Raw genomic sequence first — 23547 nt, 5'->3', positions numbered from 1 at the left:
GGCTACGCCCCGGTCGGCTTCTCCGCCCTGGCCGCCTTCTCGTCCTCCGCCTGCCGCTTCGCCGCCTCCGCGATCTGCCGCTTGGCTGCGGTCGCGTAGATGTCGACGTACTCCTGCCCGGAGAGCTTCATGATTTCGTACATGACCTCGTCGGTCACCGAACGGAGGATGAACCGGTCGTGGTCCATGCCCTTGTAGCGGCTGAAGTCCAGCGGCTTGCCGATACGGATGCCGGGCCTGACCATCTTCGGCACGACCTTGCCGGGCGGCTGGACCTTCTCGGTGTCGATCATCGCGACCGGGATCACCGGGGCGCCGCTGGCAAGCGCCACGCGCGCGAGGCCGCCGGGCTTGCCGCGGTATAGCCGGCCGTCGGGCGAGCGGGTGCCCTCCGGGTAGATGCCGAACAGCTCGCCGCTCTCCAGCACCGCGACACCGCTCTTGATCGCCGCCTCACCGGCACCGCGCGCACCCGAGCGGTCCACCGGGAGCTGGCCGACGCCCTTGAAGAAGGCCGCGGTGAGCTTGCCCTTCACTCCGGGCGAGGTGAAGTACTCGGACTTGGCGATGAAGGTGACCTTGCGGTCGAGCACCGCGGGCAGGAAGAAGGAGTCCGAGAAGGACAGGTGGTTGCTCGCGAGGATCGCCGGACCGTCGGCGGGAACGTTCTCGAGCCCCTCCACCCAGGGGCGGAAGGCGAGCTTCAGCGCCCCTCCCACGGACAGCTTCATTGCGCCGTACAGCAACCGAGGACCTCCTGTGTCTGACGAACAGACCTTAACCTGCTGCGACGCAGGCCCCGCCCCCGAGGCCACCGTCGGATCTACCCGGTGTCAGTCCAGTCGCGTACGGTGAAGTCCACACCGGGCTCATACCGGACGTCCTCCCCCTGGGGGCACCTCCCGGGCCGTCAGGCCCAGGGGACTACCGCTGGGGAGTACCCCCAACCCACCACGTAGAACAGGAGACCTCAGGTGCCGCTCCTCCCCGGAGCCGAGCCGTTCCGCCACGAAGGCGGAGAGGTCGGCGTCCTCCTCTGCCACGGCTTCACCGGCTCGCCCCAGTCGCTGCGCCCCTGGGCCGCGTTCCTGGCCGAGCGCGGGCTGACCGTGGCGCTGCCGCTGCTGCCCGGGCACGGCACGCGCTGGCAGGACATGCAGCTCACGGGCTGGCAGGACTGGTACGCCGAGGTGGACCGGGAGCTGCGGGCACTGATCGACCGGTGCGACCGGGTCTTCGTGTTCGGCCTGTCGATGGGCGGGGCGCTAGCGCTCCGGCTGGCCGCCAAGCACGGCGACGCGGTCAGCGGCGTCGTGGTCGTCAACCCGGGCAACAGGGTGCACGGCCTGGCGGCGCACGCGCTGCCGGTGGTGCGGTATCTGGTGCGGACCACCAAGGGCCTGGCGAACGACGTCGCGAAGCCCGGCGTGGACGAGATCGGCTACGACCGCGTGCCGCTGCACGCCGCGCACTCGCTCCGCCAGTTCTTCCGCCTGGTGGACACCGAGCTGCCGCAGGTCACCCAGCCCTTGCTGCTGCTGCGCAGCCCGCAGGACCATGTCGTACCGCCCGTCGACTCGGCCCGCATCCTCAGCCGGGTCTCGTCGACGGACGTCACCGAGACGGTCCTCGAGCGGAGTTATCACGTGGCGACGCTGGACTACGACGCGGAGCGGATCTTCCAGGACTCGTACGACTTCATCGGGCGGCTCGCGCCCGGAAGCGCCGGACCCGGCGCCGGCGAGGAGAGCAAGGAGACGGCGAGCGGTGGCTGAGCGGGACGCCGGACCGGGGCGCGAGGACGGCGGCGACCCGGTCGACGAGGACGCCGCCTGGGCGGCGATCGTGGCCGCGTACGGCGAGGAGCCGGCGGACCCGGACCTGTCCTCGGAGGACGGGGGCGAAGGCGGGGACGAGGCCGCGGACGGAGACGGGCGCGAGGACGGCGAGAGGCGCCGGGGCGGGGACGTGGGCCGGAGTGACGCGGGCCGGAGTGGGGACGCGGGCCGGGGCGGCGAGGGAGCGGACGCCGGAGACGGGTCCGGGGATGGGGCCGAGTCCAGAGATGGAGACGGGTCCGAGGATGGGGCCGAGTCCAGGGACGGAGAGGGGTCCGAGGACGGGGACGGGGACGAGTCCGGGGCCGAGGAGCCGCCCGAGGGCGCGGACCGGCCCCTCGGCTCGAGCATCACGGGCTACGCGGTCGCCATGGGCCCTCGCGACTGGTCGGCTCCCGAGCCCTCGGAGGACGACTTCGACGAGACGGACGAGGGGCACTTCGTACCCCCTGAGCCGCCGCCGCTCCCCCAGGCCGACACCACGGCGAAGTTCGCCTGGCTCGCGGTCATCGGCGGCCCGCTGCTGCTCCTGCTCGCGGTGCTGCTGCAGTGGAACATGACCTGGTGGATCACCACCCTCGGCGTCGGCGGCTTCCTCGGTGGCTTCGCCACCCTGGTCATCCGCATGAGGGACGGCGACGACGACGAGGACGACGACCCGGGGCGCGGCGCGGTGGTCTGACGGTCCAAGGGTCTTCGCACGGTTCGAGGGCCGGACGGTTCGAAATCTCGGGACAATCCGGGGGAGTTCTGACAGTCACCGAGGACCGGCGGCGGGAACGCGGACCGCGGCCAGCACCGGCAGGTGGTCCGTTGCGGCCCTGAGGTCCGCCTCCGTGACACCGGGCAGGCCCCTGGGCACCCCGCACCCCAGGACCTCCACGCCCGGCGTGGCGAAGATCGCGTCGATGCGCTGCGGCGGGTCACCCGGCCGCGTGGTGTGCTCGTCGCCCCACGGCGTGACCGCCCACCCGTCCTGCAGCTCGGCGGCGAGCCTGCGGAACGTACGGCCGCCGGGCCGGTCGTTCAGGTCCCCGGCCGCGATCGCGTACGGCAGGCCCAGGCCGGCGAGGCGCTCGAGCAGCAGGCCGGCCTGTACGTAGCGCTCGTCGGCCCGCATGCTCAGATGGCAGCTGAGGACGCCGAGCCCGGCGCCCCCGATCCGTACGACGGCGGTCGCGAAGCCGCGCTGGTGCAGCCCGGGTGTGCGGGGCAGCAGGACGTCCTCCGCTCGCTCCACATGGGCGCGCAGGGAAGCCAGGATCATCGGCCCGGACGCGGTCGCCCCGCCCGTGAGGTACACGAGGCCGGACTCGCGGGCGAGCCAGGCGGCGTGCTTGCGCCAGCGGAAGAACCGCGGCGCCTCCTGAACGCACACGAGATCGGGGGCGCAGGCCCGGATCACCCGGGCCAGCGCCGCCCGATCGTCGCGCATGGAGCGGATGTTGTAGCTGAGCACGCGCACCACCGCGGAGCCGTCCGGCTCGGTACGGGACGCCGGCAGGTCCGGCAGCACGGTGGCGCCCATGCGGCCGCGTTATCCCTGGCGCGCCAGGTCCGCGGCGCCCACCAGTCCGGCCTTGCCGCCGAGCTGGGCGGCGAGCACCTGGGCGTGCGGCCGGTACTGGCCGCCGACCAGCCAGCGGCGGAAGGACTTGCGGATCGGGTCGAGGACGAGGTCGCCCTCGTCGGAGACGCCGCCGCCGACGATGAACGCGGACGGGTCGAAGAGGGACGCCAGGTCGGCCAGGCCCGCACCGGCCCAGCGGGCCAGCTCGCGGAAGGAGTCGACGGCCACCGGGTCACCCTTGCGGGCGGCCTCGCTGACGTGCTTGCCCTCGATACCGGCGGCGGTGCCGTCGCCGAGGCCGAGCAGGATCGTGGCGTTCTCGGGGGTCGCCTGGGCCCGCTGCCGTGCGTACCGGACGAGGGCCCGCCCGGACGCGTACTGCTCCCAGCAGCCCTGGCTGCCGCAGCCGCACAGCAGGCCGTCGGGCACGACCCGGATGTGGCCGAACTCGCCCGCGACGCCGAAGCGTCCGCGGCGCAGCTTGTTGCCGATGATGATCCCGCCGCCGAGGCCGGTGCCGAGGGTGATGCAGATGACGTCGTCGTGGCCCTGCCCGGCGCCGAACTTGTACTCGCCCCACGCGGCGGCGTTGGCGTCGTTCTCGACGACGACCGGGAGGCCGACGCGCTGCTCGACCTTGTCCTTGAGCGCCTCGTGACGCCAGTTGATGTTGGGCGCGAAGAGCACGGTCGCGCGCTTGTCGTCCACGTAGCCCGCGGCGCCGATGCCGACGGCCTCGACCTGATGGCCGGTGCTGACCGTGCGCACCGCGTCCGCGATGGCGTCGACGACACCTTCGGGCGTGGGCGGAGTCGGTACCTGGCACGTCTCGAGAATCGAGCCCTCTTCGTCGACCACGCCGGCCGCGATCTTCGTGCCGCCGATGTCGACGCCGATGGTGAGTCCCATGTGTCCCTCAGTTATTCTGTCGAACCCCGCTGCGACCAACCGTACCGGAGGGCACTCGGTGCACGGTCCCTGGACGGATCAGTCGGGGATCGGCCGGGGACCGGGATCAGTCGGGGATGGCCGGGGATCAGTCGAGATCGATGCGCTCGGTGCCGGAGGGGCCGTCCGGGCCGTCCGGGCCGTCGGAACGGCCGGGGCCTTTGGAACCGGCGGGTCCGCTGGGGCCGTTGGGGCCTTTGGGTTCACCGAGGTCATACGGGTCGCGGAAACCGTCCGCGCCGCGGATCCAGCGGCGCTCCTGGCCCTCGACGGCCGCCCGGTAGGCGGCGAGCAGCTCCGACCCCGCCGCGGCGAGGTGGCCGAAGACTTCCGGATTGCGCTCGACGACCGGCTCCACGGCGGCCTTGGCCTGGGCGATCAGCTGCTGTACGGCTCCCGCGGCGCTGGACCCGGCGAGCGGGACCTGGATCGAGGAGAGCTTGTCGGCGACCGCGTCCGCCAGCTTGCGCAGCTCCTCGGCGGCGCTGCCGGGGTGCGGTCCGTGCTGCGCGCGGCGGCGCGCCCGCTCGGCGGCGAGGTCCTCGGCGCAGGCCTTCGCCCAGGCGTCGGCGTCGGGTGCGTCGGCGGTGTCGGCTGCGGGGCGCTCGGTGGCATCGCTCATGGCGGGCTCCTGCAAGTGGCTTCGGAGGTATCTCGACGTTACCCGAACAGGGGGCTGCCGTTCACCGGCCGTGCGGCGTGCGGGGCCACAGGGCGGGATCGGGCGTGAAGCGGATCCGCAGCTCGCCGTCCGCCAGGGCCGCGCCGGAGACGGAACAGCGGCGCAGCGCGGACGGCAGCGGCATGATGCGGCGGAACGGGCCGACGGTGAGGACGAGTTCGTCGCCGCGCCGTACGAGGTCGAGCTCGTCCCGCTCGGCGCAGGGCAGCGGCAGCCGCCACACGAGCACGCCCTCGGCCGCGAGCCGGTCCTCGACGGTACGGGGGTCGTGCCGGGGGCCATCGGGCCGGTCGAGCTCGTCGGCGAGCCCGTGGCCCTCGACCAGTCCTGCGGCGCCGCGGTCGTCGTCGAGCATGGTGGAACCGGACCGCTCGATCAGCTCTGCGAGGTCGTCGGGGCCCCGTGGGTCCCGGCCTATGTGCGGCAGCTCACAGAGGGTGGTCGCGGTGGCCACGTCCTCGTACAGGGCCTTCAGCGCACCCTGCTGGCGGCCGGACACGGCGGCCAGCCAGGGGTCGGTGGAGCCGGTGGGCAGCAGCCGGTTGGCGACGACGGCATCCGGGGTCATGCCGTGCAGCGCGAGTCCGGCGCGGGCGGCGCGCAGCGTGGCGGCCGCGGCCGGGCCGGGTTCGAGGACGAGCCGGACGCCCGTCGCGTCCGAGTCCAGCAGGGATTGCGCGGCGGCGAGTTCGCGCTCGCAGCGGTCCGCGGTCTCGTACAGCCACTGCGCCGGCAGGGGCAGCCCGGCGAGCTGCGCGAGTACGGGGCGCAGCGCGCGGGCGGCCTGCCGCTCGGGCGGCAGCAGCCGGCGGAGGTAGCGGCGCAGCTGCTCCGGCAGCGCGAACAGGGCGACTGCCTCCGGGACCGGCGGCAGGTCGACGACCACGACATCCCAGGCCGAGGGGGCGGCCTCCGCGCCCACGCGCGCGTGCGGCTCGCCGGTGTGCCCGGCCGGTGCGCCCGCGGCGGACTCGTGGAGGGTCTTCAGGGCGTACAGCAGGGCGAGTTGCGGGGCGCCGGGAAGCTCGGTGAGCTCGTCGCGGTCCAGGGGGCGGGCGCCGAGCAGGTCGAGTGCGGCGGAGCAGCGCTGCTGGAGCGCGAGGAGTTCGGTGCGGAAGTGCTCACCGGAGTCGATACGGGCGGCCCACAGCCCCGGCGCCGCCTCGACCGGCGGGGTCCAGGGCGCGGGCGGTATGGCCGCACCCGGGCGCCGGTCCGCGAGGTCGCGCGGCTGCGCGGGGATACGGCCACTGGCCCCGCGCCGCGGCCGCGGCGCAGGCAGGCCGAGGGCTGCCTCCAGCGTGCCGAGGCGGTCGGTGGTGAGCAGCAGCGTGCGGCGGCCGCCGCGGGCCGTGGCGAGGGCGGTCGCCGCGGCGACCGTGGTGCGCCCGGCACCGCCCGCCCCGGTGACCAGGACCGTCCGCACGCTCAGGCCTGGATCTCGCTCTCGACCCGCTTCTTCAGACCCGCCAGCGCCCGGTCGATGATGACCTTCTCCGCCTTGCGCTTGATCATGCCCAGCATCGGGATCTTGACGTCCACGGTCAGCTGGTACGTGACCTCGGTACCGGCGCCGCCCGCCACCGGCGCCAGGCTGTAGGAGCCGTCGAGGGCGCGCAGCATCTGGGACTTGACCAGGGACCAGCTCACGTCGTTCTCGCCGGTCCAGGTGTACGCCAGCGTGTGGTCGTCCTTGATCGCACCCGCGTCGAGCAGCAGCCGGACCTGCTCAGCCCGCCCCTGCTCGTCCTTGGACAGGACCTCGGCCTCCTTGACCTCGCCCGTCCACTCGGGATAGCGGTCGAAGTCGGCGATGACCGACATCACCTCGGCGGGTGCCGCGTCGATCGTGATGCTCGAGCTCGTGTGTTCCGCCATCGCGGGGGCTCCTCCACTACGGTCCGGTCCGCGGCCTGTCTGCCTGCCGGTTGCCTGCCGGTGAAGGCTACCGCGCGCAGGTCGGAGCACGGAGCACACCCTCCGTCACCAATTCCGGCCGTTCCCACCCGAGCGCCCACGGCCTTCACCACTCGAGGGCCCACGGCCTTCCCGTCGCGGCGAAGTGACCCACGTTCACGCACTCGGTGGACCCGATCCGCATCCGGCGGGCCAGCGGCTGGTGGACGTGCCCGAACAGGGCGTAGCGCGGCCGGGTCGTGCGGATCGCGTCCAGCAGCGCGGAGCTGCCGCGTTCGAAGCGCCGCGCCACCGTGTCGTAGCAGAGCTCGGGGACGTCGGGCGGGATGTGCGTGCAGAGGACGTCCACCGCCCCGAGTGCGGCGATCTTCTCGGCGTACGTGTCGTCGTCGATCTCGTACGGGGTGCGCATCGGCGAGTGGAGCCCGCCGCCGACGAAACCGAAGACGCGGCCGCCGATCTCCGCCCGCTCGCCGTCGAGGACGGTGGTCCCGGGGCGCGCGTATTCGGGCCACAGGTGCGGGATATCGACATTGCCGTAGGTGGCATACGTCGGTTGCGGGAAGGCGGCGAACAGTTCTGCGTACTGTTCGCGGACCGCCGTTTCGATGGCTTTCGCGCGGTCGAAGTCCCCCTCCCCCGAGGCACGGGCGGCGATGCCGGCCCACAGGCGGGCACCGAACTCGCGGGCCTCCTCGAAGCGCCGGGCGGTGCGCAGCTCGACGATGCGATCGGCGTTCTCGACCCCGAAGAGGGCGGGGAAGATGCCGCGCGAGTGGTCGGCATAGTCGAGGAAGAGCACCAGGTCACCGAGGCAGACCAGGGCGTCGGCGCCGTCCCCCGCCCTGGCGAGGTCACGGCTGTTCCCGTGCACGTCACTCACCACATGGACTCGCATGGCCAGACCCTACGCTGTGCGCAGACGCGCCGGGGAGACCGCCCCCACCTGCGGTTACTTCCGCGTCACCATTGGCCTGGACTACCCTGCCCGAGCCACCCACCGCGGTATGTGACGCATGAAACATCTGGCCGGAAACCCCTATCGGGAACTACATACCGATGGGTAACGTCCGGGCCGTCCACCCCCTGCCCACCATGGACCGCAGCCGGCGCGCAGCACCCCACAACGACGTGGCGCCGGCGGCTAAGAGGAGCAGCAGTCTTGCGCGAGTTCAGCCTTCCGGCCCTGTATGAGGTCCCCGCGGACGGCAACCTGACGGACCTGATCCGCCGCAATGCCGCGCAGCATCCCGACATCCCGGTCGTCGCCCGCAAGCGAGGCGACCGCTGGGAGGACGTGACTGCCACCGCCTTCCTGGCCGAGGTCCGCGAGGCCGCCAGAGGCCTGATCGCGGCCGGTGTGCAGCCCGGCGACCGGGTGGGCCTGATGTCGCGCACCCGCTACGAGTGGACGCTGCTGGACTTCGCCGTGTGGAGCGCCGGGGCGGTCACCGTGCCGGTGTACGAGACCAGTTCGCCGGAGCAGATCGCCTGGATTCTCGGCGACTCGGGCGCAGTCGGCTGTCTGGCCGAGACCGCGGGCCACGAAGCGGCGATCGAGTCGGTGCGCGACCGGCTGCCCGATCTGAAGAACGTCTGGCAGATCGAGAGCGGTGGCGTCGAGCGGCTGCGCACCGAGGGCGCGGGCATCTCCGACGCCGAGGTCGACGAGCGCAGCGCGCTGGCGAACGCCGACTCCCCCGCGACGATCGTCTACACCTCGGGCACCACAGGCCGCCCCAAGGGCTGCGTGCTGACCCACCGCAACTTCTTCGCCGAGTGCGGCAACGTGGTCGAGCGGCTGCGCCCGCTGTTCCGCACGGGCGACTCGTCCGTACTGCTCTTCCTCCCGGTCGCGCACGTCTTCGGGCGGCTGGTCGAGGTGGCGTGCGCCCTGGCGCCGATCAAGATCGGGCACGTCGCCGACATCAAGAACCTCACCGACGAACTCGCCGCCTTCCGGCCGACGATGGTGCTCGGCGTACCGCGCGTCTTCGAGAAGGTCTACAACTCGGCCCGCGCCAAAGCGCAGGCCGACGGCAAGGGCAAGATCTTCGACAAGGCGGCGGACACCGCCATCGAGTACAGCCGCGCTCTGGACACCCCGGCCGGACCAACGCTCGGCCTGAAGTTCAAGCACAAGGTCTTCGACCGGCTGGTCTACAGCAAGCTGCGGGCGGTGCTCGGCGGCCGGGCCGCGCACGCCATCTCGGGCGGTGCCCCGCTCGGCGAGCGCCTCGGCCACTTCTACCGGGGCATCGGCTTCACGGTGCTCGAGGGATACGGCCTGACCGAGTCCTGTGCCGCGTCCGCCTTCAACCCGTGGGACCGGCAGAAGATCGGCACGGTGGGCCAGCCGCTGCCGGGCTCGGTGGTACGGATCGCCGATGACGGCGAGGTGCTGCTGCACGGCGAGCACCTCTTCACGGGCTACTGGAACAACGAGGCCGCGACCGCCGAGTCGCTGTCCGACGGCTGGTTCCACACCGGCGACATCGGCACGCTCGACGAGGACGGCTACCTCGCGATCACCGGCCGTAAGAAGGAGATCATCGTGACCGCGGGCGGCAAGAACGTCGCCCCGGCGGTGATCGAGGACCGGATCCGGGCGCACGCGCTGATCGCCGAGTGCATCGTGGTCGGCGACGGGCGGCCGTTCGTGGGCGCGCTGGTCACGCTGGACGAGGAGTTCCTGCCGCGCTGGGCGGAGGAGCACGGGAAGCCTGCCGGTGCGACGGCCGCCGAGCTGCGGACCGACCCGGATCTGCTGGCCGCGGTGCAGCAGGCGGTGGACGACGGCAACGCGGCGGTGTCGAAGGCGGAGTCGGTGCGCAAGTTCCGTGTCCTGCCCGCCCAGTTCACGGAGGAGTCCGGCCACATCACGCCGTCGCTGAAGCTCAAGCGGAACGTGGTGGCGAAGGACTACGCGGACGAGATCGAGGCGATCTACGCGTCCTGACCGGAGATGTCCCATCCCTCCGCCCTTTCAAGGGCGGAGGGATGGGACATCTCCGCGCCGAAGAGGCGGGGCGGTACGGGCTGAAGGAGCGGTACGGACTACAGGAGCGCGGCGAGCCGGTCCGCGAGCAGGTCCCAGCGCCAGCGCTCCTCGACCCACGCGCGGCCGCGCTCGCCCATGCGGCGGCGCAGTCCGGGGTCCTGGAGGAGCGCGACGATCCGCTCGGCCGCGTCGTCGGCCGAGCGGCCCGGCACCACCCACCCCGTCTCGCCGTCGAGCACCGCGTCCGGCGCGCCTCCCGAGTCACCGGCCACGACCGGCAGCCCGGTCGCCGACGCCTCCAGGTAAACGATGCCCAGGCCCTCGACGTCGAGACCGCCGCGGCGGGTACGGCACGGCATCGCGAAGACGTCCCCCGCACCGAAGTGCGCGGGCAACTCCTCCCACGGGACCGCGCCGGTGAAGCGTACGGATCCGGCCACGCCCGTCGCGGCGGCCAGCTTCTCCAGGTCCCGGCGGTACGGCCCGCCGCCGACGATGAGCAGGACGGCGTCCGGAACCGCCGCGAGAATGCGTGGCATCGCCTGGATCAGGGTGTCCTGTCCCTTGCGCGGCACGAGCCGCGAGACACAGACGACGACCGGGCGGTCGGCGAGCCCGAGCCCGGCCCGTACCTCGTCGCCGCCCGACCCGGGGTGGAAGGCCTTCTCGTCGACGCCGGGCGGGAGTTGGACCATCCGCCCGGCGGCCTGCGGCGTGAGGGCCGCGGCGATCCGCGAGCGGGTGTACTCGCCCAGATACGTGATGGTGTCCGTGCCCTCGCCGATCCGCCGCAGCAGCTGCCGCGAGCCGGGCAGCTGCGCCCACCCGGCCTCGTGCCCGTGCGTGGTCGCGACCAGCCGCCGCGCCCCCGCCCTGCGCAGCGCCGGGGCCATCAGCCCGAGCGGTGCCGCGGCCCCGAACCAGACCGCGGAGCAGCCGTGCTCGCGCAGCAGCTCCGTCGCGCGCCTGGTCACCCGCGGGGTGGGCAGCAGCATGGTCGTGCGGTCGCGCACCACCGTGAAGGGCTGCTCGGCATCGAAGCGCGCGGTGGCCTCGAGGCCCTCCTCGTCCCGCTTCCAGGTGGAGGCGTAGACGACGATCTGCGCCGGGTCGAGGTGCAGCGCGATGTTGTGCAGGAACGCCTGGATGCCGCCCGGCCGGGGCGGAAAGTCGTTCGTCACGATCAGGGTCTTGTCCATCGCCTGCCGACAGTAGCGGGTCACCGCGGGTCGCCCGCCCGCGGGCCGGGTCGTACGCCATGATGCAGCACGAGCACGGCAGATCGCGACAGAACGGGACGAGGGCACCATGGACCAGGCCACCATGGAGCGGACGACGGTGGCTCCGGGCGCGCGGCGGTCCCTCGTCCTGGCGGTCGCTGTCTGGGCGGTGACCCGGGCGGTGCTGCTGCTGTGCGTGTTCAAGGTGCTGGTGCTGCCGGGTCCCGACGTCACCAGCGACATCTCGGTGATCTACCAGGGCTGGTACGAGGTGCTCAGCGCCGGCGCCTTTCCGGTGGACGACGTGGCCTGGCAGTACCCGCCCGCGGCTGCCCTGCCGGTCCTCTCCCCCGGTCTGCTGCCCTTTCTCGATTACCCCTCGGCCTTCTACGTCCTGGCGTGGCTGGCCGACGCGGCGGTCCTCGTGCTGCTGCTGCGGGCGGGCCGGGCTCCGGGGCGGCAACTCACCGGCGCCTGGGTCTGGGTGGCCGGAGTGCCCCTGCTGGGCCCCACCGCGTACGCCCGTTACGACGTGATGGTGGCCGTGGTGGCCGTGGCCGCGCTGCTGGTGCTGCGGCGCCGCCCGCGCGCGGCAGGGGTGCTCGCGGCCTTCGGCGCGCTCCTGAAGGTCTGGCCGGCCCTCCTTCTGGTGGGCACGCCGCGCGGCCGCTCCACGCGCGCGTGCTGGACCGCCGGCGCGGTCACGGCCGCCACCGCCGCCACGCTCTTCGCCGCGGGGATGCCGGGCGCTCATGCCTTCCTCACGGCGCAGCGCGACCGCGGGACGGAGGTCGAGTCCCTCGGCGCGCTGGTCTTCCACGGGGCGCGGCACTTCGGCTGGGAGGGCCAGGTGGTCCTCAACTACGGCTCGATGGAGTTCATCGGCCCGTACGTGACCGAGGTGAGCCGGATCGCGCTCGCCCTGAGCGCCCTCGCCGTCGGCTGGCTGCTGCTGTGGCGGGTGCGGGCCGCGGAGTTCGGACCGGGCACGCCTTGCGACGCGGCGTTCGCTGCCGTGCTGCTCTTCACGACGACGAGCCGGGTCCTCAGCCCGCAGTACATGGTCTGGCTGCTGTGTCTCGCAGCGGTGTGCCTGACGCTGCGGGGCAGTCGGCAGGTGCTTCCGGCCGTACTCGTCCTCGCGGCGACGGCCGCCACGCTGCTGGAGTTCCCCATCCGGTTCGCGGACGTGGTGGCGAGCACCCCGTTCGGCGTCGCGCTGCTGGCGCTCCGCAACGGGCTGCTGGCCGCCGCGACCCTGGTGTCCTGCCGCCGCCTCTGGCACGACACGGTGACGGCCCCGCGCCGCGCGGACGCCGCGGAGGCGGAAGTCCCACGCCCGGCCCAGGGCGGGCCCTCGGAGCGGCTGCCCCATTGACGCCCCTCAAAGGTGTGGGCAGTCGTTCCGCAGGGGCGGAACGGGTGGGCACACCCGACCCGCACCCGGCGACGGCGCCTCACCCTGCCGGGGCGTCCCCGCAGGGCTGGGGGCACCTCCCAGCAGTAGCTGGGGAGAACGAACACTTCGGGGGCGCACGGCCCGCAAAGTTCCCGTTTCGTACGCGGCTTCAGGCCGGTGGCCGGTTTGTGCCCACCCGTTCCGCCCCGCGGAACGCGTGCCCACAAACCGGTGGCCGGGTTCAGCTCACAGAACCCAGCTGCTCGGCGGCGTACGCACGCCACCGAGCCGTGAACTCGCCCAGGCCGACGCCCAGCACCTCGCGCAGAGCTCGATCCACCGCGCCGTCGCGCGCCTCCTGCGCGCCGGCGGCCCGGTAGAGCTGCCTGAGCCGGGCCTCGCCCCACCGATCGGCAACCATACGGCAGGCCAGCCAGCCCCCTTCGTACGCCACCGCCAGCCGGTTCCCGCCGCCGAAGCCGAAGTCCGCGTCACGCGGCAGTGCCCGTGGCAGCCGTCCCGCCGCCGCCTCGCGGCTCAGCTCGGACGCGATCTCCCGAGCCGTACGGCCCGTTCCGCGGTATCCGGCCCAGTCGGCGAAGCCCTCGGACAGCCACAGCGGGGTGGCCGACGAGGTGGCGGCCCTCGTCGCCACGTGCGCCGTCTCGTGCGTCAGCACCACCCGCCGCCCCGTCTCACCGAGCACGCCGTACGCCTCGGGATTGACGATCACGCGGTCCGCGGGCGCGCGCCCGGCTCCGCCCGCCTCCCCCGTGGTGACCGCCGCGATCCCCCGGTACCCGGCCGCGGGCGCGCCCAGCAGCTCGCCCATCCCCTCCAGCGACCCTGGTACGAACACCACCACACGGCCGGCCCAGCGGCCCCGCCAGGCGTCGTCCACGGACGGCACGGCCCGGTCCGCGGTCCGTGCGATCTCCCGCAGCCGCCGCGCGTCCTGGCCGGTTCCGAGCACCAGGCTGCGGCTGCCGCGGACGACCGCGACCTCGCCCTGGTCCCACAGCTGGCGGGCCGCGACAGTGCCGTCAGGGGAGCGCGGATCCTCGGCGGCGACGTACCAGCGGCCGTCCCGCTGACTGACGGTCAGCCGCTGGACCGACTCCACGGGCGCGGTGTCGTAGCCCTCGAGGCGGTAGCGCAGCCGGACTTCGGCGGCGATCCGGCGCCCCTCGCCCGCCGCGGGCTCGAATCCGCCGGTGCGGACCAGCCGGTAGTGCCAGCCGCCGAGCGGCACGTCGGCGAGGTTCCGGAAGACCCTGCGCTGCTGCTCGCGGTAGCCGGTCGCACGGGGGTCGGCGGCGGCGAGGAAGCCCTCCGCGTCGCGGTCCAGGAGCGCGTCCGCCCGCCGGTCCAGCATCCGCTGGATGGCCAGGCCGGTGGTGCCGGAGCCGGTGGAGGGCCCGCCGGTACGGCCGCAGCCGGCGAGAGCTGCCGTACCGCAGAGCAGAGCGAGGACCAGCGCCAGACACAGCACGGCCCGCCGCCTCGCCCCGCTCACTCCGCTCACCCCGCCCGCACGCCCAGCCACGCCGTCGATCGTACGAGCCCCGCGGGGCAGGACCGGATACGGGCCGGACCGCATACAGACAGGACCGGATACGGATCGGACGCGATACGGACCGGACGCGATACGGACCGGACGCGATACGGACCGGGCGCCATACGGACCGGGCGCCATACGGACCGGACTCGATACGGACCGGACTCGATACGGACCGGGGCCGGGAGCGGTCAGACGCGGGTCACCGTGGCGCCGGGGATCATGCCCACCGGGTCGTAGCGCACCCGCGCGCCCGGGTAAGGCGCGTGCACGACCTGGCCGTTGCCCACGTACATCCCGACATGGCTGGCGTCGGAGCGGTAGGTGACCAGGTCCCCGGGCCGGGCCTGGCTCAGCGGCACCTGCCTCCCGGCGTGGCGCTGCCCCTGCGAGGTGCGCGGGATGGCCACCCCTGCCTGGGCGTACGACCAGTAGGTCAGGCCCGAGCAGTCGAAGCCGCCGGGCCCGGCCATGCCCCAGACGTACGGGGAGCCGACCGCGCGCCGGGCGGCCGCCACCGCCGCCGCGGACCGCGAGGAGGAGGGCGCCAGGTCGTCCCAGAGCCCGGCCAGGGCCGCGTCGGCGCGCCCGCCGGACCGCGAGGCCCTCGTGTACGCCGCCCGCTGCTCGGGGGTCAGGGAGTTGAGCATGTCTTGCGCGCCGGCGAGCCTGCGCTCCACGGTCTTCTTGCGGCGGGCGAGGTCGGCGCGGCTGCGCGCGAGCTCGGCGAGGGTCCGCCTGGCCTCCTCCTGCTGCTGCCGCAGGGAGCGCTGAGCCTCCTGGAGGGCGCGCAGCCGCCCGGCCTGGCGGTTGCCGATCCGGTCGAGCGTGGACGCCTTGTCGAGATAGCCCTCCGGGTCGGAGGAGAGGAGCAGGGCGAGGGCGGGGTCGAGGCCGCCGGAGCGGTACTGGGCTCCGGCGAGGGTGGCGAGTCCGTCGCGCATGCGGTTGACCCGCTCCTGGCCGCGGGCCACCCGGTCACGGAGCCGCTCGACCTGCCCGCGCAGCAGGTCGTGGTGCTCGTTCGCCGCGTTGAACCGCTCGGTGGCCCGCTCCGCCTCCTCGTACAGCCGGTCCGCCTTCGACTTCACGTCGGTCGGGGTGTCGCGCGGGTCCGCGTCGGCGGATGCCGCGGAGAGCGCGGCCGCGGCCGTGGCCGCGGCGGCGGACAGGACGGAGACCCGGGTCGTCCGGTCGAAGCCGGACCGTGGGGGACGGCGATGGGACGCCACTGGAGGCCGCACTCCCTTCCGCTGGTGGTCCCCGCCGCCCGGTGGGCTTCTACTGGGACCGACGACTGCGGGCAGAGAGTAGCCGCATGATCGCGGAGCGTCCAAAGCCGGTTGGGGCGTACGAAAAGTGACGCCCCGCCGGAGACGCAGGTCACTGGCGGGGCGTGAAGGCGCGGGAGGTTCCGCAATTCCCCCGGATGGGCGGTATGCCGGGGTTTACGGGGCCCGGTGTCCGGTCGTCAGACGCGGACGCCGAACTGGAACGGCATGTTGTTGATCGACTCGTAGCGCACGGTGGCACCGGGCTTGGGGGCGTGCAGGATCTGGCCGTTGCCCGCGTAGAGGCCGACGTGGTGCAGGTCGCCGTAGAAGAACACGAGGTCGCCGGGGGAGAGCTCGCCCTGCCCGAGCCGGGTGCCGATGTTGGCCTGGGACTGCGAGGTCCGGGGTATGGAGACACCGGCCTGCGAGTAGGCCCACGAGGTGAGGCCGGAGCAGTCGAAGGAGTTCGGGCCCGTGGCGCCCCAGACGTACGGAGAGCCGATCTTGGACTTGGCGGCACTGAAGGCGGCGGCGGCGCGCTGCGAGGCGGAGGCGTCGCTCCCGAGGTCCGCGCGCTGGCTCGCGCGGTTGGCGCGCTCGGCCTCCGCGGCTGCGAGAGCCGCGCGCTCCTTGGCCGTCAGGGAGTTGAGGAGAGACTGGGCCTTGGAGAGCTTGCCCTGGATCTCCTTCTTCTTGTCACCGAGTGCCTTACGGGTCTCGGCGAGCTCGTCGAGCTTCTCGGCGGCCTCCTGGCGCTGCTGCTGGAGCGAGCGCTGCTTGTCCGCGATCTTGCGAAGCGCCTCGGCCTGCTTGGCGCTCAGCTGGTCGAGGGTGGACGCCTTGTCGAGGTAGCTGTCCGGGTCGGAGGACAGGAGCAGTTGCACGGACGGGTCGATGCCGCCGGTGCGGTACTGCGCCGTGGCCATCGAACCCAGGCCGTTGCGCAGCTCGTTGAGCTCGTCCTGGCCGCGGGCCACCTTGTCCTGAAGCTCGCCGACCTGCTCCTCGAGCTTGTCCTGCTTCTCCTTGGCCCCGTTGAACTTCTCGGTGGCGTGCTCCGCCTCCTCGTAGAGCTTGTCGACCTTGGCCTTGACCTCGCTCTTGGTCGGCTTCGGGTCGGCCTGCGCGGCCTGGGAGGTGAGCGCGACAGCTGCGGCGGCGGTCGCGGTGAGCACGGACACGCGGGTGCGGCTTGGCTGCTTGGGTCGACGGTGGGACGCCACGGGGGCGAGCTCCTTCTTCCTCAGCCGCCTGCCGGGTGGTGTTGGGGGGTTGAGCGGCCCCGGACTCGGCGGTTCCTCCGCTGACATCCCGGATGGACGATCAACCGCGCGGAGGGTCGAGCCCAGACCTTAGTGACCTTCCTGTGATCGGTTCAAATCCTCATCGGAAAAAAGTCCGTCACGCAGTGCATTCTTTACACAGATCACACTGGCAGTAGCGAGCACCTGACGCACCGCTGGGGTCAATTCGGGCAATGGGCTCAGGAGTTACTCAGGTGCGCGAAAGCCGCTTCAGCAGCAGAGCGGACGCGACCGGGCGGGCGCCCGCACGCGCCACCCCGTCCGCCACCTCCCGGTCGGTGGAGACCACCACGACCGGACGGCCGGGCGGCTCCGCCCGTACGAGCCTGCGGATCAACTCATCGGCGGTTTGCCCCGGTTTGCTGAACAGCACCCGAACTCCGCGCGGTGGCGCGAGCAGTACTGGCGCCGCCAGTTCCGCCCCGTCGAAGACACACGTCATCTCGGCGCCGGTCTGGGCCGCGAGCACCGCGAGCCCGCCCAGCAGCCGCAGCCGCTGCTTCTCCAGCGGCATCGTCGGATAGCCGGTCTTGGTGACGTTGTAGCCGTCCACCACCAGATGGGCCTGGGGCAGCGCGAGCAGTTGGTCGAGCAGCGCCGGGTCGGTCTCCGACAGTGCGCGGCTGGCGATGTCCTTCGGCGTCATCCGGCCCGGCTCGACCGCCTCCACGGTGTCGGCGGGGCGCATCGAGGCGGGCGGCAGCGCCAGCTCGCGCCGCAGCCCCTGCGCCGCGTCCAGCACCGTGTCCAGCAGCAGCCGCACCCGCATGTCCTCGACGCTGCGGCCCTCCCGCGCGGCCCGGCGGCTCGCCTCGAGCGCCGCCTCCGTCTCGGCGAGACGCGCCCGCAGCCGCCGCGCCTCGGTCTCGGCTGCGCCCTTCTCCGCCGCGGCGGCGTCCCGTACGGCGTCCAGCTGGGCCGCGGCCTTCCGCAGTGCCGCCTCGCCGCGCCGTACGTCGTTCTCCGCGCTGCGCAGCTTGCGGTGCAGCCGGTCGGCCTCCTTGCGGGCCGCCTCCAGCTCCGTACGCATCCGCTCGGTCTCGCCGCGGGCCGCCGAGCGCGCCTCGGCCAGCTCGGCGCGCAGCCGCTGCAACTCGCGCGCCGCGTCCTCCTCGGCCCGCTCGGCCTGCGCGCGCTGCGCCTCCTCGCCCGCGGCGGCGACCAGCTTGACCCAGCCGACCGGGCGCAGCACGTACGCCGCGGCCGCCACGTCCAGCGGATCAGCGGCGGCGGGCGGCGAACCCGCGTCCAGGGCCTCGGCGAGCTCCGGCTGCGCCTCGCGGACCCGCTCGCCGATCCGCTGCCGGAAGAGGGTGTGACTCTCCAGCGCCGCCGCCATCGCGTTGCCCGCGAACTTGGCCCGCCGGGTGGGGGTGAAGCGGGCGTACTGCCGCAACTGGGTCGGGAGTTCCGCCATGGTGAGGCCGCCGAAGGCATCCGCGACGAGCGCGATCACCCTCCGCCGCACACCCTCGGGCAGGGGGTGGTCGAGCACCTCGGCGGCACCGGCGGCCTCAGCGGCCTCTCCGGCGCGGCCTTCGCTACGCTCCACCACCTGTCACCCCTGACGTTCTCAGGCGCTCGCGCCCGGGCGGTCCACCAGCTCGATCTGGTCCACCGCGTTGCACCAGCGGCAGCGCACCGATTCGATGGTCTCACTGACGACGTCGCGCTCCTCGACCTTCGACTCTCCGGCGAGGTCGAGGTGGACGTACTCGACAGCCTTGGTCGTACGAGTCACGTCGAAACGCGTCAGGTTGCCGCACAGGGTGCAGCGCCATCGGGTCTCGGCCGTCGTCTGGGGAACGCCCATGGTGCCGTCCTTGTGGGTTCTTGGTTTCCGGGTGTTTTCCGTAACCCTACGACCTGGCAGGGAGGCGGCGCCGGGGCCGGGCGGCCAACGGTGGCACGGCGGGGCACTCTGGGCAGGTTGGTCCGGTTACGCCATGCTCTGTTCATGATCCGTAAGGTGATCGCGAGGGCAAGGCCGGGGACGCGGCCAAGGACGGCGGCGGGAGCAGGGCCGGGGGCAGGGACGGAGACGGGGACGGGGACGGGAGCAGGTCGAGGGTCCCGGGTGTCCTCGTACAGGCCGCTGGTGACCTACACCCTGATCGGCCTGTGCTTCCTGATCTTCGCCGCGGGGCCGGCCTCCGGCCTCAGTCCGGCGTACGGCACAGGCACCGAGCTGCTGGCGGCGCAGGCCGCCCACTTCGAGCGGTGGGGCGTCATCCCGGACGATCTGCTCGCGGGCTCGCCCCGGGCCTTCCTCACCCCGCTGACCGCGCTCTTCGTCCACGGCAGCTGGCTGCACCTGCTGGGCAACCTGCTCTTCCTGTTCGTCTTCGGCGGGATGGCGGAGGAGCGGATGGGGAGGGTCGAGTTCGCGCTCTTCTACCTCGCGACCGGGTATCTGGCGCTGGTCGCGTTCGCGGCGGCCCACCCGGGCTCCGTTCAGACCCTGGTGGGAGCCTCCGGCGCGATCTCGGGGGTGCTGGGCGCCTTCCTCTACGTGCTGCCGACGGCCAGAGTGACCAGTCTCTTCCCGTTCCTCTTCTTCCTCCCGCTGCGCTTCCCCGCATGGATGGTGCTGATCTTCTGGTTCGTGCTCCAGTGGCTCGCCGCGCGCACCCCCGCGACCCGGCCCGGGGTGGCCTATCTGGCGCACCTGGTCGGCTTCTGTCTCGGCTTCTTCTACGCGTGGGCGCGCTATCGGGGCGGGGACGGGGGCGGCCGGAGTGGGCGGTGGAGGCGTGGGGCTTGGAGGCGTGGGGCCGGGGGGCCTGGGGCTAGAGTGAGCAGCGCAGCCAGGGCGACCGAGGGAGACAGCCAGCCGTGATCACCGCGATCGTGCTCATCAAGACCAGCGTGGACCGGATCCCCGAGATCGCCGAGACGATCGCCGCCCTGGAGAGCGTGAGCGAGGTCTACTCGGTCACGGGGACGTACGACCTGGTGGCCATGGTCCGGGTGACCCAGCACGACGACCTCGCGGACGTCATCCCCGGGAAGATCAGCAAGATCCCGGGCGTGGAGGCCACCGACACGCATGTGGCCTTCCGTACGTACTCCCAGCACGACCTGGAGGCGGCCTTCGCGATCGGCCTCGACGCGTAGCGCCCTCCCGGCCGGCCTTCGAAACGACGGTTGCGGCTGTTTCGGCACCGCCGGTCCGCGCCCGGGTGGTCACCCGCCGCGGCGGCGGATTGTTCCTTCTCGCCGTAGTCGGGCCCAGCGCCGCCGCCTGCGGATGCGCCGAGCGCGCGGCGCGGCATGCGAACGGTCGCGCCGCAGGCGGCGCCATTCCTTCCCGCCGCCGCGGCAAGGAACACCCGGGACGCGGACCGGCGGTGCCGAAACAGCCGCAACCGTTTTCCTGCGAAGACCGCCGGAGGCGCTACGCGTTGCGGTCCGGGACGCAACGGCCGTCCTCAGTGCGGTAGTTCCACCGGGCGCCGTCGCGGACGAGCTCCTTCACGGCGCGGAGGAAGCGCTCGATGTGCTCGTCCGGGGTCCCCGCCCCGAAGCTGACGCGGATGGCGCCCCGCGATGGCTCACCCGGGGCGGCCTCCGGCGCGCCGCACTCGCCCGGCTCGTCGGACCGGCCGCCCAGCAGGGTCTTGACGAGCGGGTGGGCGCAGAAGAGCCCGTCCCGCACACCGATGCCGTACTCGGCCGAGAGCGCGGCGGCGAAGTGCGAACTGTTCCAGCCCTCGACCACGAAGGAGATGACGCCGACCCGGGGCGCTTCGTCGCCGAACAGCGACAGGACCTTCACCTCGGGGACTTCCGCCAGGCCCTCGCGCACCCGGGCGACGAGCCGCTGCTCGCGGGCGACGAGCGCCTCGAAGCCCTCCTCCGTGAGCGCCTTGCAGGCCGCGGCGATGGCATAGACGCCGATGACATTGGGCGAACCGGCCTCGTGCCGCGCCGCCGTGGTGTGCCACTCCACGTCGACGCCGCCGTCCGTGCGCCGCGTGACCTTGCGGCTGGCGCCCCCGCCCGCAAGGTACGGCTCGGCGCCCTGCAGCCAGTCGGCGCGCCCGGCGAGGACACCGGAGCCGAAGGGCGCGTACAGCTTGTGCCCGGAGAAGGCCACCCAGTCCACGTCCAACTCCGCGATGTCCACGGGGTGATGGGGAGCCAGCTGCGCCGCGTCGAGCACGATGCGCGCACCGTGGGCATGAGCGGCGGCGGCCAGCTCCCGTACGGGCCACAGCTCGCCGGTGACATTGGACGCGCCCGTGACGCACACCAGCGCCGGGCCGTACGGCTCGCGCTCGGCGAGGGCCCGCTCGAGGGTTTCCACGGCCTCGCGGGGTGTGCGCGGCGCGTCGAGGAAGCCGACCTCGGTGCCCGGGGCCTGCTGCCAGGGCAGGAGCGAGGCGTGGTGCTCGGTCTCGAAGACGAACACCCGGGTGTTCTTCGGGAGTACGGAGGCCAGCAGGTTGAGGGAGTCGGTCGTCGAGCGGGTGAAGACGACCTGGTCCCCCTCGCGGCAGCCGAGGAACTCGGCGACCGCGGCCCGGCTGTTCTCGAAGAGGTCGGTGGACAGCTGCGAGAGATATCCGGCACCGCGGTGGACGCTGCCGTAGTACGGCGCGTATGCGGCCACGTCGTCCCAGACGCGCTGCAGGGCGGGCGCGCTCGCCGCGTAGTCGAGGGCGGCGTACGTCACTTCGCCGCCTGTGACCAGCGGGACGAGGACGTCCCGCCCGAGCACGGGCAGCGGAGCGCCCGCGCCGGGCGCGCCACAGTCGGCATCGGCGACATGGGCGGCATCGGCGGCGGAACGGGTGGCGGTGGTAGCGGCAGCAGGGCGCACGGACATGACGGAATCTCCCGAAGGGACGGCGAAATGGCTGAGAAGAACGCACGCATCACGCCTCACACCGAGTGCGGAGCGCACGGAATGTGCCTCGACGTACGGACGTCACCGCACGGAGGCTGTGAGAAACGGGCCGTGGGCCCTAGCGCATTCGCTGATTCACGGAAGAACTCCCTCGAGGACCAGGATCCCTGGCGAGGGATCCGCGCTTGCCGCAGACCTCGCTGCCTACGGCCTGGTCATCACCCGGGGCACCCCGCCACGGACGGAGGGTTGCCGGACAGCGGGCCGGGGCCGTATCGCTGTCGCTCGTGACCTGGCAGCAGTATGCCAGCTGATCACTTACGGGCAACTCCGTGTCCGCATAGCGGGACAGGACGCACGGCTGCACACGACCGGCGGGTGCGGGGACGGTCCAAGCCGGTCCCCGCACCCGCCGGTCGTCACCGAGAAGAGCGGTCTATCCGTTGCTGGCGCCGACCCAGCGCTCCAGCGTGCGGCGGGCCGCACCGGAGTCGATCGACTCGGCGGCTCGCTTCATGCCGGCGGCGATCTGCTCCGCCAGCGGCGCGTCCGCGGGCCTGAGGGCCACCAGAGCCGCCGCCGAGTTGAGCAGCACCGCATCCCGTACGGGCCCGGTCTCGCCCGCCAGAAGCCGCCGTGCGACATCCGCGTTGTACGAGGCGTCGGCGCCGCGCAGGGCCTCGACCGGCACGAGCTCGAGCCCGACGTCCCGGGGGTCGAAGGCCTCCTGCCGTACGGTCCCGTCCCGCACCACCCACACCTGCGAGGTGGCGGTGGTCGTCAGCTCGTCCAGGCCGTCGTCCCCGCGGAAGATCAGCGCCGAGGAGCCGCGCTCGGCCAGCACGCCCGCCATGATGGGCGCCATGCGCGCGTCGGCGACCCCGGTGGCCTGGGCCCGCACCCTCGCCGGGTTGGTCAGCGGCCCGAGGAAGTTGAAGGTGGTGGCGATGCCCAGCTCGCGCCGCGCGGGTGCCGCATGCCGCAGCGCGGGGTGGAACTTCACCGCGAAGCAGAAGGTGATGCCGGCCTCCTCGGCGACCTCGACCACCCGCTGCGGCGAGAGGTCCAGGTTGACGCCCAGCTTCTCCAGTACGTCGGAGGCCCCGCTCGCCGACGAGGCGGCGCGGTTGCCGTGCTTGACGACCTTCGCGCCCGTCCCGGCGACGACGATCGCCGACATCGTGGAGATGTTCACGGTCTTCGCCCGGTCACCTCCGGTGCCGACGATGTCCACGCTCGGCCCCGGCACCTCGATGACATTGGCGTGGGCGTACATGGTCCGTACGAGACCCGTGACCTCCTCCACCGTCTCGCCCTTGGCACGCAGCGCGACCGCGAAGCCCGCGACCTGCGCGTCCGTCGCCTCGCCCCGCATGATGCGCTCCATGGCCCAAGCCGTGTCGTCGGCGCTCAGGTCGTTGCCCGCCAGGAGCGAGCCGAGGACATCCGGCCAGGTGCGGGCCGCCGCGCCGGTGTCGTCCGCGCCGGGGGTCACAACGTCCATGGTCCGCTCCTGGTCCGTGGGTGGGCAGGGATGGGCTGGGCAGGGACGGGCCTCGTCGTCGTCCCTCGTCCTCCGGGCCCGCTGCAAGCCTATCCAGTGCCGCGCATGCCCGAGGGCCCCGTCCGGTGTCCGGACGGGGCCCTCGGAGTGCTGATCAGCCGGGCAGGGGCATCAGTGATGGCCGTGGCCGCTGGTGATCTCCTGGTACTCCTCGGCGGTCGGCTTGGGGATCTGGTTGTCCGACCCGTAGAAGCCCTTCGAGAGCAGCGCCCGCAGCTTCTCGGAACGCTTGATCTTGCGCCGTACACCGTTCTCGTCGACCTCCGGGCCGAGCTCGAGCGGCTCGTACTGGTGATGCTGGGTGAGCGTGTGCAGCTGCTCCTGCGAGAGCGGCTCGTGCACCTCGACGAACTCTCCGTGCGGCAGCCGCTTGATGATGCCGCTCTCCCGCCCGTGCAGCACCTTGTCCCGGTCCCGCCG

General features: G+C 72.9%; 21 protein-coding genes, 1 pseudogene and 1 riboswitch. Of the genes and pseudogenes, 6 read left to right on the top strand and 16 right to left on the bottom strand.

Features of this window, described 5'->3' with window-relative positions; genetic code table 11:
* Positions 1-2 precede the first annotated feature (2 nt).
* On the bottom strand, positions 3-746 hold the full coding sequence (locus tag ACTWQC_RS00110) for a lysophospholipid acyltransferase family protein (RefSeq protein WP_443313362.1): 744 nt from the start codon (positions 744-746) through the stop codon (positions 3-5).
* 228 nt (positions 747-974) lie between these two features.
* On the opposite strand from ACTWQC_RS00110, the gene ACTWQC_RS00105 reads away from it, so the two are divergent.
* On the top strand, positions 975-1775 hold the full coding sequence (locus tag ACTWQC_RS00105) for an alpha/beta hydrolase (RefSeq protein WP_443313361.1): 801 nt from the start codon (positions 975-977) through the stop codon (positions 1773-1775).
* Complete coding sequence (locus ACTWQC_RS00100; protein ID WP_443313360.1) at positions 1768-2520, top strand: hypothetical protein; 753 nt, start codon at positions 1768-1770, stop codon at positions 2518-2520. Before ACTWQC_RS00105 ends, ACTWQC_RS00100 begins: the two co-directional genes overlap by 8 nt.
* A gap of 75 nt (positions 2521-2595) precedes the next feature.
* Here ACTWQC_RS00100 and ACTWQC_RS00095 read toward each other — a convergent pair whose 3' ends face one another.
* The 6 genes from ACTWQC_RS00095 to ACTWQC_RS00070 form a co-directional block, all read right to left on the bottom strand.
* Complete coding sequence (locus tag ACTWQC_RS00095) at positions 2596-3366, bottom strand: endonuclease/exonuclease/phosphatase family protein (RefSeq protein ID WP_443313359.1); 771 nt, start codon at positions 3364-3366, stop codon at positions 2596-2598.
* Between the two features lie 9 nt (positions 3367-3375).
* A complete protein-coding gene (locus ACTWQC_RS00090) occupies positions 3376-4317 on the bottom strand; it encodes an ROK family glucokinase (protein ID WP_443313358.1) in 942 nt (313 codons plus the stop codon).
* A 127-nt stretch (positions 4318-4444) separates the two neighbouring features.
* Positions 4445-4978 (bottom strand): DUF5304 domain-containing protein, encoded by a 534-nt coding sequence (locus ACTWQC_RS00085; RefSeq protein WP_443313357.1) that lies wholly within the window; start codon positions 4976-4978, stop codon positions 4445-4447.
* Between the two features lie 61 nt (positions 4979-5039).
* Positions 5040-6464 (bottom strand): ArsA-related P-loop ATPase, encoded by a 1425-nt coding sequence (locus tag ACTWQC_RS00080; protein WP_443313356.1) that lies wholly within the window; start codon positions 6462-6464, stop codon positions 5040-5042.
* A 2-nt stretch (positions 6465-6466) separates the two neighbouring features.
* Positions 6467-6916 (bottom strand): SRPBCC family protein, encoded by a 450-nt coding sequence (locus tag ACTWQC_RS00075; RefSeq protein WP_443313355.1) that lies wholly within the window; start codon positions 6914-6916, stop codon positions 6467-6469.
* A gap of 145 nt (positions 6917-7061) precedes the next feature.
* Positions 7062-7853, bottom strand: coding sequence for a metallophosphoesterase family protein (locus ACTWQC_RS00070; protein ID WP_443313354.1), 792 nt, complete (start codon positions 7851-7853; stop codon positions 7062-7064).
* A gap of 264 nt (positions 7854-8117) precedes the next feature.
* Here ACTWQC_RS00070 and ACTWQC_RS00065 point away from each other — a divergent pair, with 264 nt between their 5' ends.
* Positions 8118-9914: an AMP-dependent synthetase/ligase gene (locus ACTWQC_RS00065; RefSeq protein WP_443313353.1), complete on the top strand. Its 1797-nt coding sequence runs from the start codon at positions 8118-8120 to the stop codon at positions 9912-9914.
* Positions 9915-10012: 98 nt separating this feature from the next.
* Here the strand turns inward: ACTWQC_RS00065 and ACTWQC_RS00060 are convergent, their stop codons facing one another.
* Entirely contained in the window at positions 10013-11155 is a 1143-nt protein-coding gene (locus tag ACTWQC_RS00060) for a glycosyltransferase family 4 protein (protein WP_443313352.1), read from the bottom strand.
* Between the two features lie 124 nt (positions 11156-11279).
* Between ACTWQC_RS00060 and ACTWQC_RS00055 the strand changes: the two genes are divergently transcribed.
* Positions 11280-12554, top strand: coding sequence for a glycosyltransferase 87 family protein (locus ACTWQC_RS00055; RefSeq protein ID WP_443313634.1), 1275 nt, complete (start codon positions 11280-11282; stop codon positions 12552-12554).
* Between the two features lie 262 nt (positions 12555-12816).
* Here the strand turns inward: ACTWQC_RS00055 and ACTWQC_RS00050 are convergent, their stop codons facing one another.
* From ACTWQC_RS00050 to ACTWQC_RS00030, 5 genes are all read right to left on the bottom strand, one after another.
* On the bottom strand, positions 12817-14121 hold the full coding sequence (locus ACTWQC_RS00050) for a hypothetical protein (protein ID WP_443313351.1): 1305 nt from the start codon (positions 14119-14121) through the stop codon (positions 12817-12819).
* 203 nt (positions 14122-14324) lie between these two features.
* On the bottom strand, positions 14325-15365 hold the full coding sequence (locus tag ACTWQC_RS00045) for an NlpC/P60 family protein (protein WP_443313350.1): 1041 nt from the start codon (positions 15363-15365) through the stop codon (positions 14325-14327).
* A 239-nt stretch (positions 15366-15604) separates the two neighbouring features.
* Complete coding sequence (locus ACTWQC_RS00040) at positions 15605-16630, bottom strand: NlpC/P60 family protein (RefSeq protein WP_443313349.1); 1026 nt, start codon at positions 16628-16630, stop codon at positions 15605-15607.
* A 271-nt stretch (positions 16631-16901) separates the two neighbouring features.
* A complete protein-coding gene (locus ACTWQC_RS00035; RefSeq protein WP_443313348.1) occupies positions 16902-18266 on the bottom strand; it encodes an NYN domain-containing protein in 1365 nt (454 codons plus the stop codon).
* Between the two features lie 18 nt (positions 18267-18284).
* Positions 18285-18524, bottom strand: a complete 240-nt coding sequence (locus tag ACTWQC_RS00030) for a hypothetical protein (protein ID WP_443313347.1) — start codon at positions 18522-18524, stop codon at positions 18285-18287.
* 285 nt (positions 18525-18809) lie between these two features.
* Here ACTWQC_RS00030 and ACTWQC_RS00025 point away from each other — a divergent pair, with 285 nt between their 5' ends.
* Together ACTWQC_RS00025 and ACTWQC_RS00020 are read left to right on the top strand one after the other, a co-directional pair.
* Complete coding sequence (locus ACTWQC_RS00025; protein ID WP_443313346.1) at positions 18810-19550, top strand: rhomboid family intramembrane serine protease; 741 nt, start codon at positions 18810-18812, stop codon at positions 19548-19550.
* Positions 19547-19828: an Lrp/AsnC family transcriptional regulator gene (locus ACTWQC_RS00020; protein ID WP_443313345.1), complete on the top strand. Its 282-nt coding sequence runs from the start codon at positions 19547-19549 to the stop codon at positions 19826-19828. Before ACTWQC_RS00025 ends, ACTWQC_RS00020 begins: the two co-directional genes overlap by 4 nt.
* Positions 19829-20108: 280 nt before the next feature.
* On the opposite strand, the gene ACTWQC_RS00015 is transcribed toward ACTWQC_RS00020, so the two are convergent.
* The 3 genes and pseudogenes from ACTWQC_RS00015 to ACTWQC_RS00005 form a co-directional block, all read right to left on the bottom strand.
* A complete protein-coding gene (locus ACTWQC_RS00015) occupies positions 20109-21542 on the bottom strand; it encodes an aminotransferase class V-fold PLP-dependent enzyme (RefSeq protein ID WP_443313344.1) in 1434 nt (477 codons plus the stop codon).
* 197 nt (positions 21543-21739) lie between these two features.
* A riboswitch (SAM riboswitch) is annotated at positions 21740-21856 on the bottom strand.
* Between the two features lie 143 nt (positions 21857-21999).
* Positions 22000-23067 carry an anthranilate phosphoribosyltransferase gene (gene trpD / locus ACTWQC_RS00010; protein ID WP_443313343.1) on the bottom strand — a complete coding sequence of 356 codons (1068 nt, stop codon included), beginning with the start codon at positions 23065-23067 and terminating at the stop codon, positions 22000-22002.
* 171 nt (positions 23068-23238) lie between these two features.
* Positions 23239-23547: pseudogene (locus ACTWQC_RS00005) on the bottom strand (ubiquinol-cytochrome c reductase cytochrome b subunit); the annotation flags it as partial.

Source organism: Streptomyces sp. 8N616 (assembly GCF_052246385.1).
Classification (GTDB): Bacteria; Actinomycetota; Actinomycetes; order Streptomycetales; family Streptomycetaceae; genus Streptomyces.
This window is presented reverse-complemented; position numbering and strand designations above follow the sequence as displayed.

Bases quoted from the DNA above. Each gene is read 5' to 3' on its own strand.
- ACTWQC_RS00060 (WP_443313352.1), bottom strand. From the start codon at position 11,155: ATGGACAAGACCCTGATCGTGACGAACGACTTTCCGCCCCGGCCGGGC.
- ACTWQC_RS00095 (WP_443313359.1), bottom strand. From the start codon at position 3,366: ATGGGCGCCACCGTGCTGCCGGACCTGCCGGCGTCCCGTACCGAGCCG.
- ACTWQC_RS00075 (WP_443313355.1), bottom strand. From the start codon at position 6,916: ATGGCGGAACACACGAGCTCGAGCATCACGATCGACGCGGCACCCGCC.
- ACTWQC_RS00070 (WP_443313354.1), bottom strand. From the start codon at position 7,853: ATGCGAGTCCATGTGGTGAGTGACGTGCACGGGAACAGCCGTGACCTC.
- ACTWQC_RS00055 (WP_443313634.1), top strand. From the start codon at position 11,280: ATGGAGCGGACGACGGTGGCTCCGGGCGCGCGGCGGTCCCTCGTCCTG.
- trpD (WP_443313343.1), bottom strand. From the start codon at position 23,067: ATGGACGTTGTGACCCCCGGCGCGGACGACACCGGCGCGGCGGCCCGC.
- ACTWQC_RS00030 (WP_443313347.1), bottom strand. From the start codon at position 18,524: ATGGGCGTTCCCCAGACGACGGCCGAGACCCGATGGCGCTGCACCCTG.
- ACTWQC_RS00085 (WP_443313357.1), bottom strand. From the start codon at position 4,978: ATGAGCGATGCCACCGAGCGCCCCGCAGCCGACACCGCCGACGCACCC.
- ACTWQC_RS00015 (WP_443313344.1), bottom strand. From the start codon at position 21,542: ATGTCCGTGCGCCCTGCTGCCGCTACCACCGCCACCCGTTCCGCCGCC.
- ACTWQC_RS00090 (WP_443313358.1), bottom strand. From the start codon at position 4,317: ATGGGACTCACCATCGGCGTCGACATCGGCGGCACGAAGATCGCGGCC.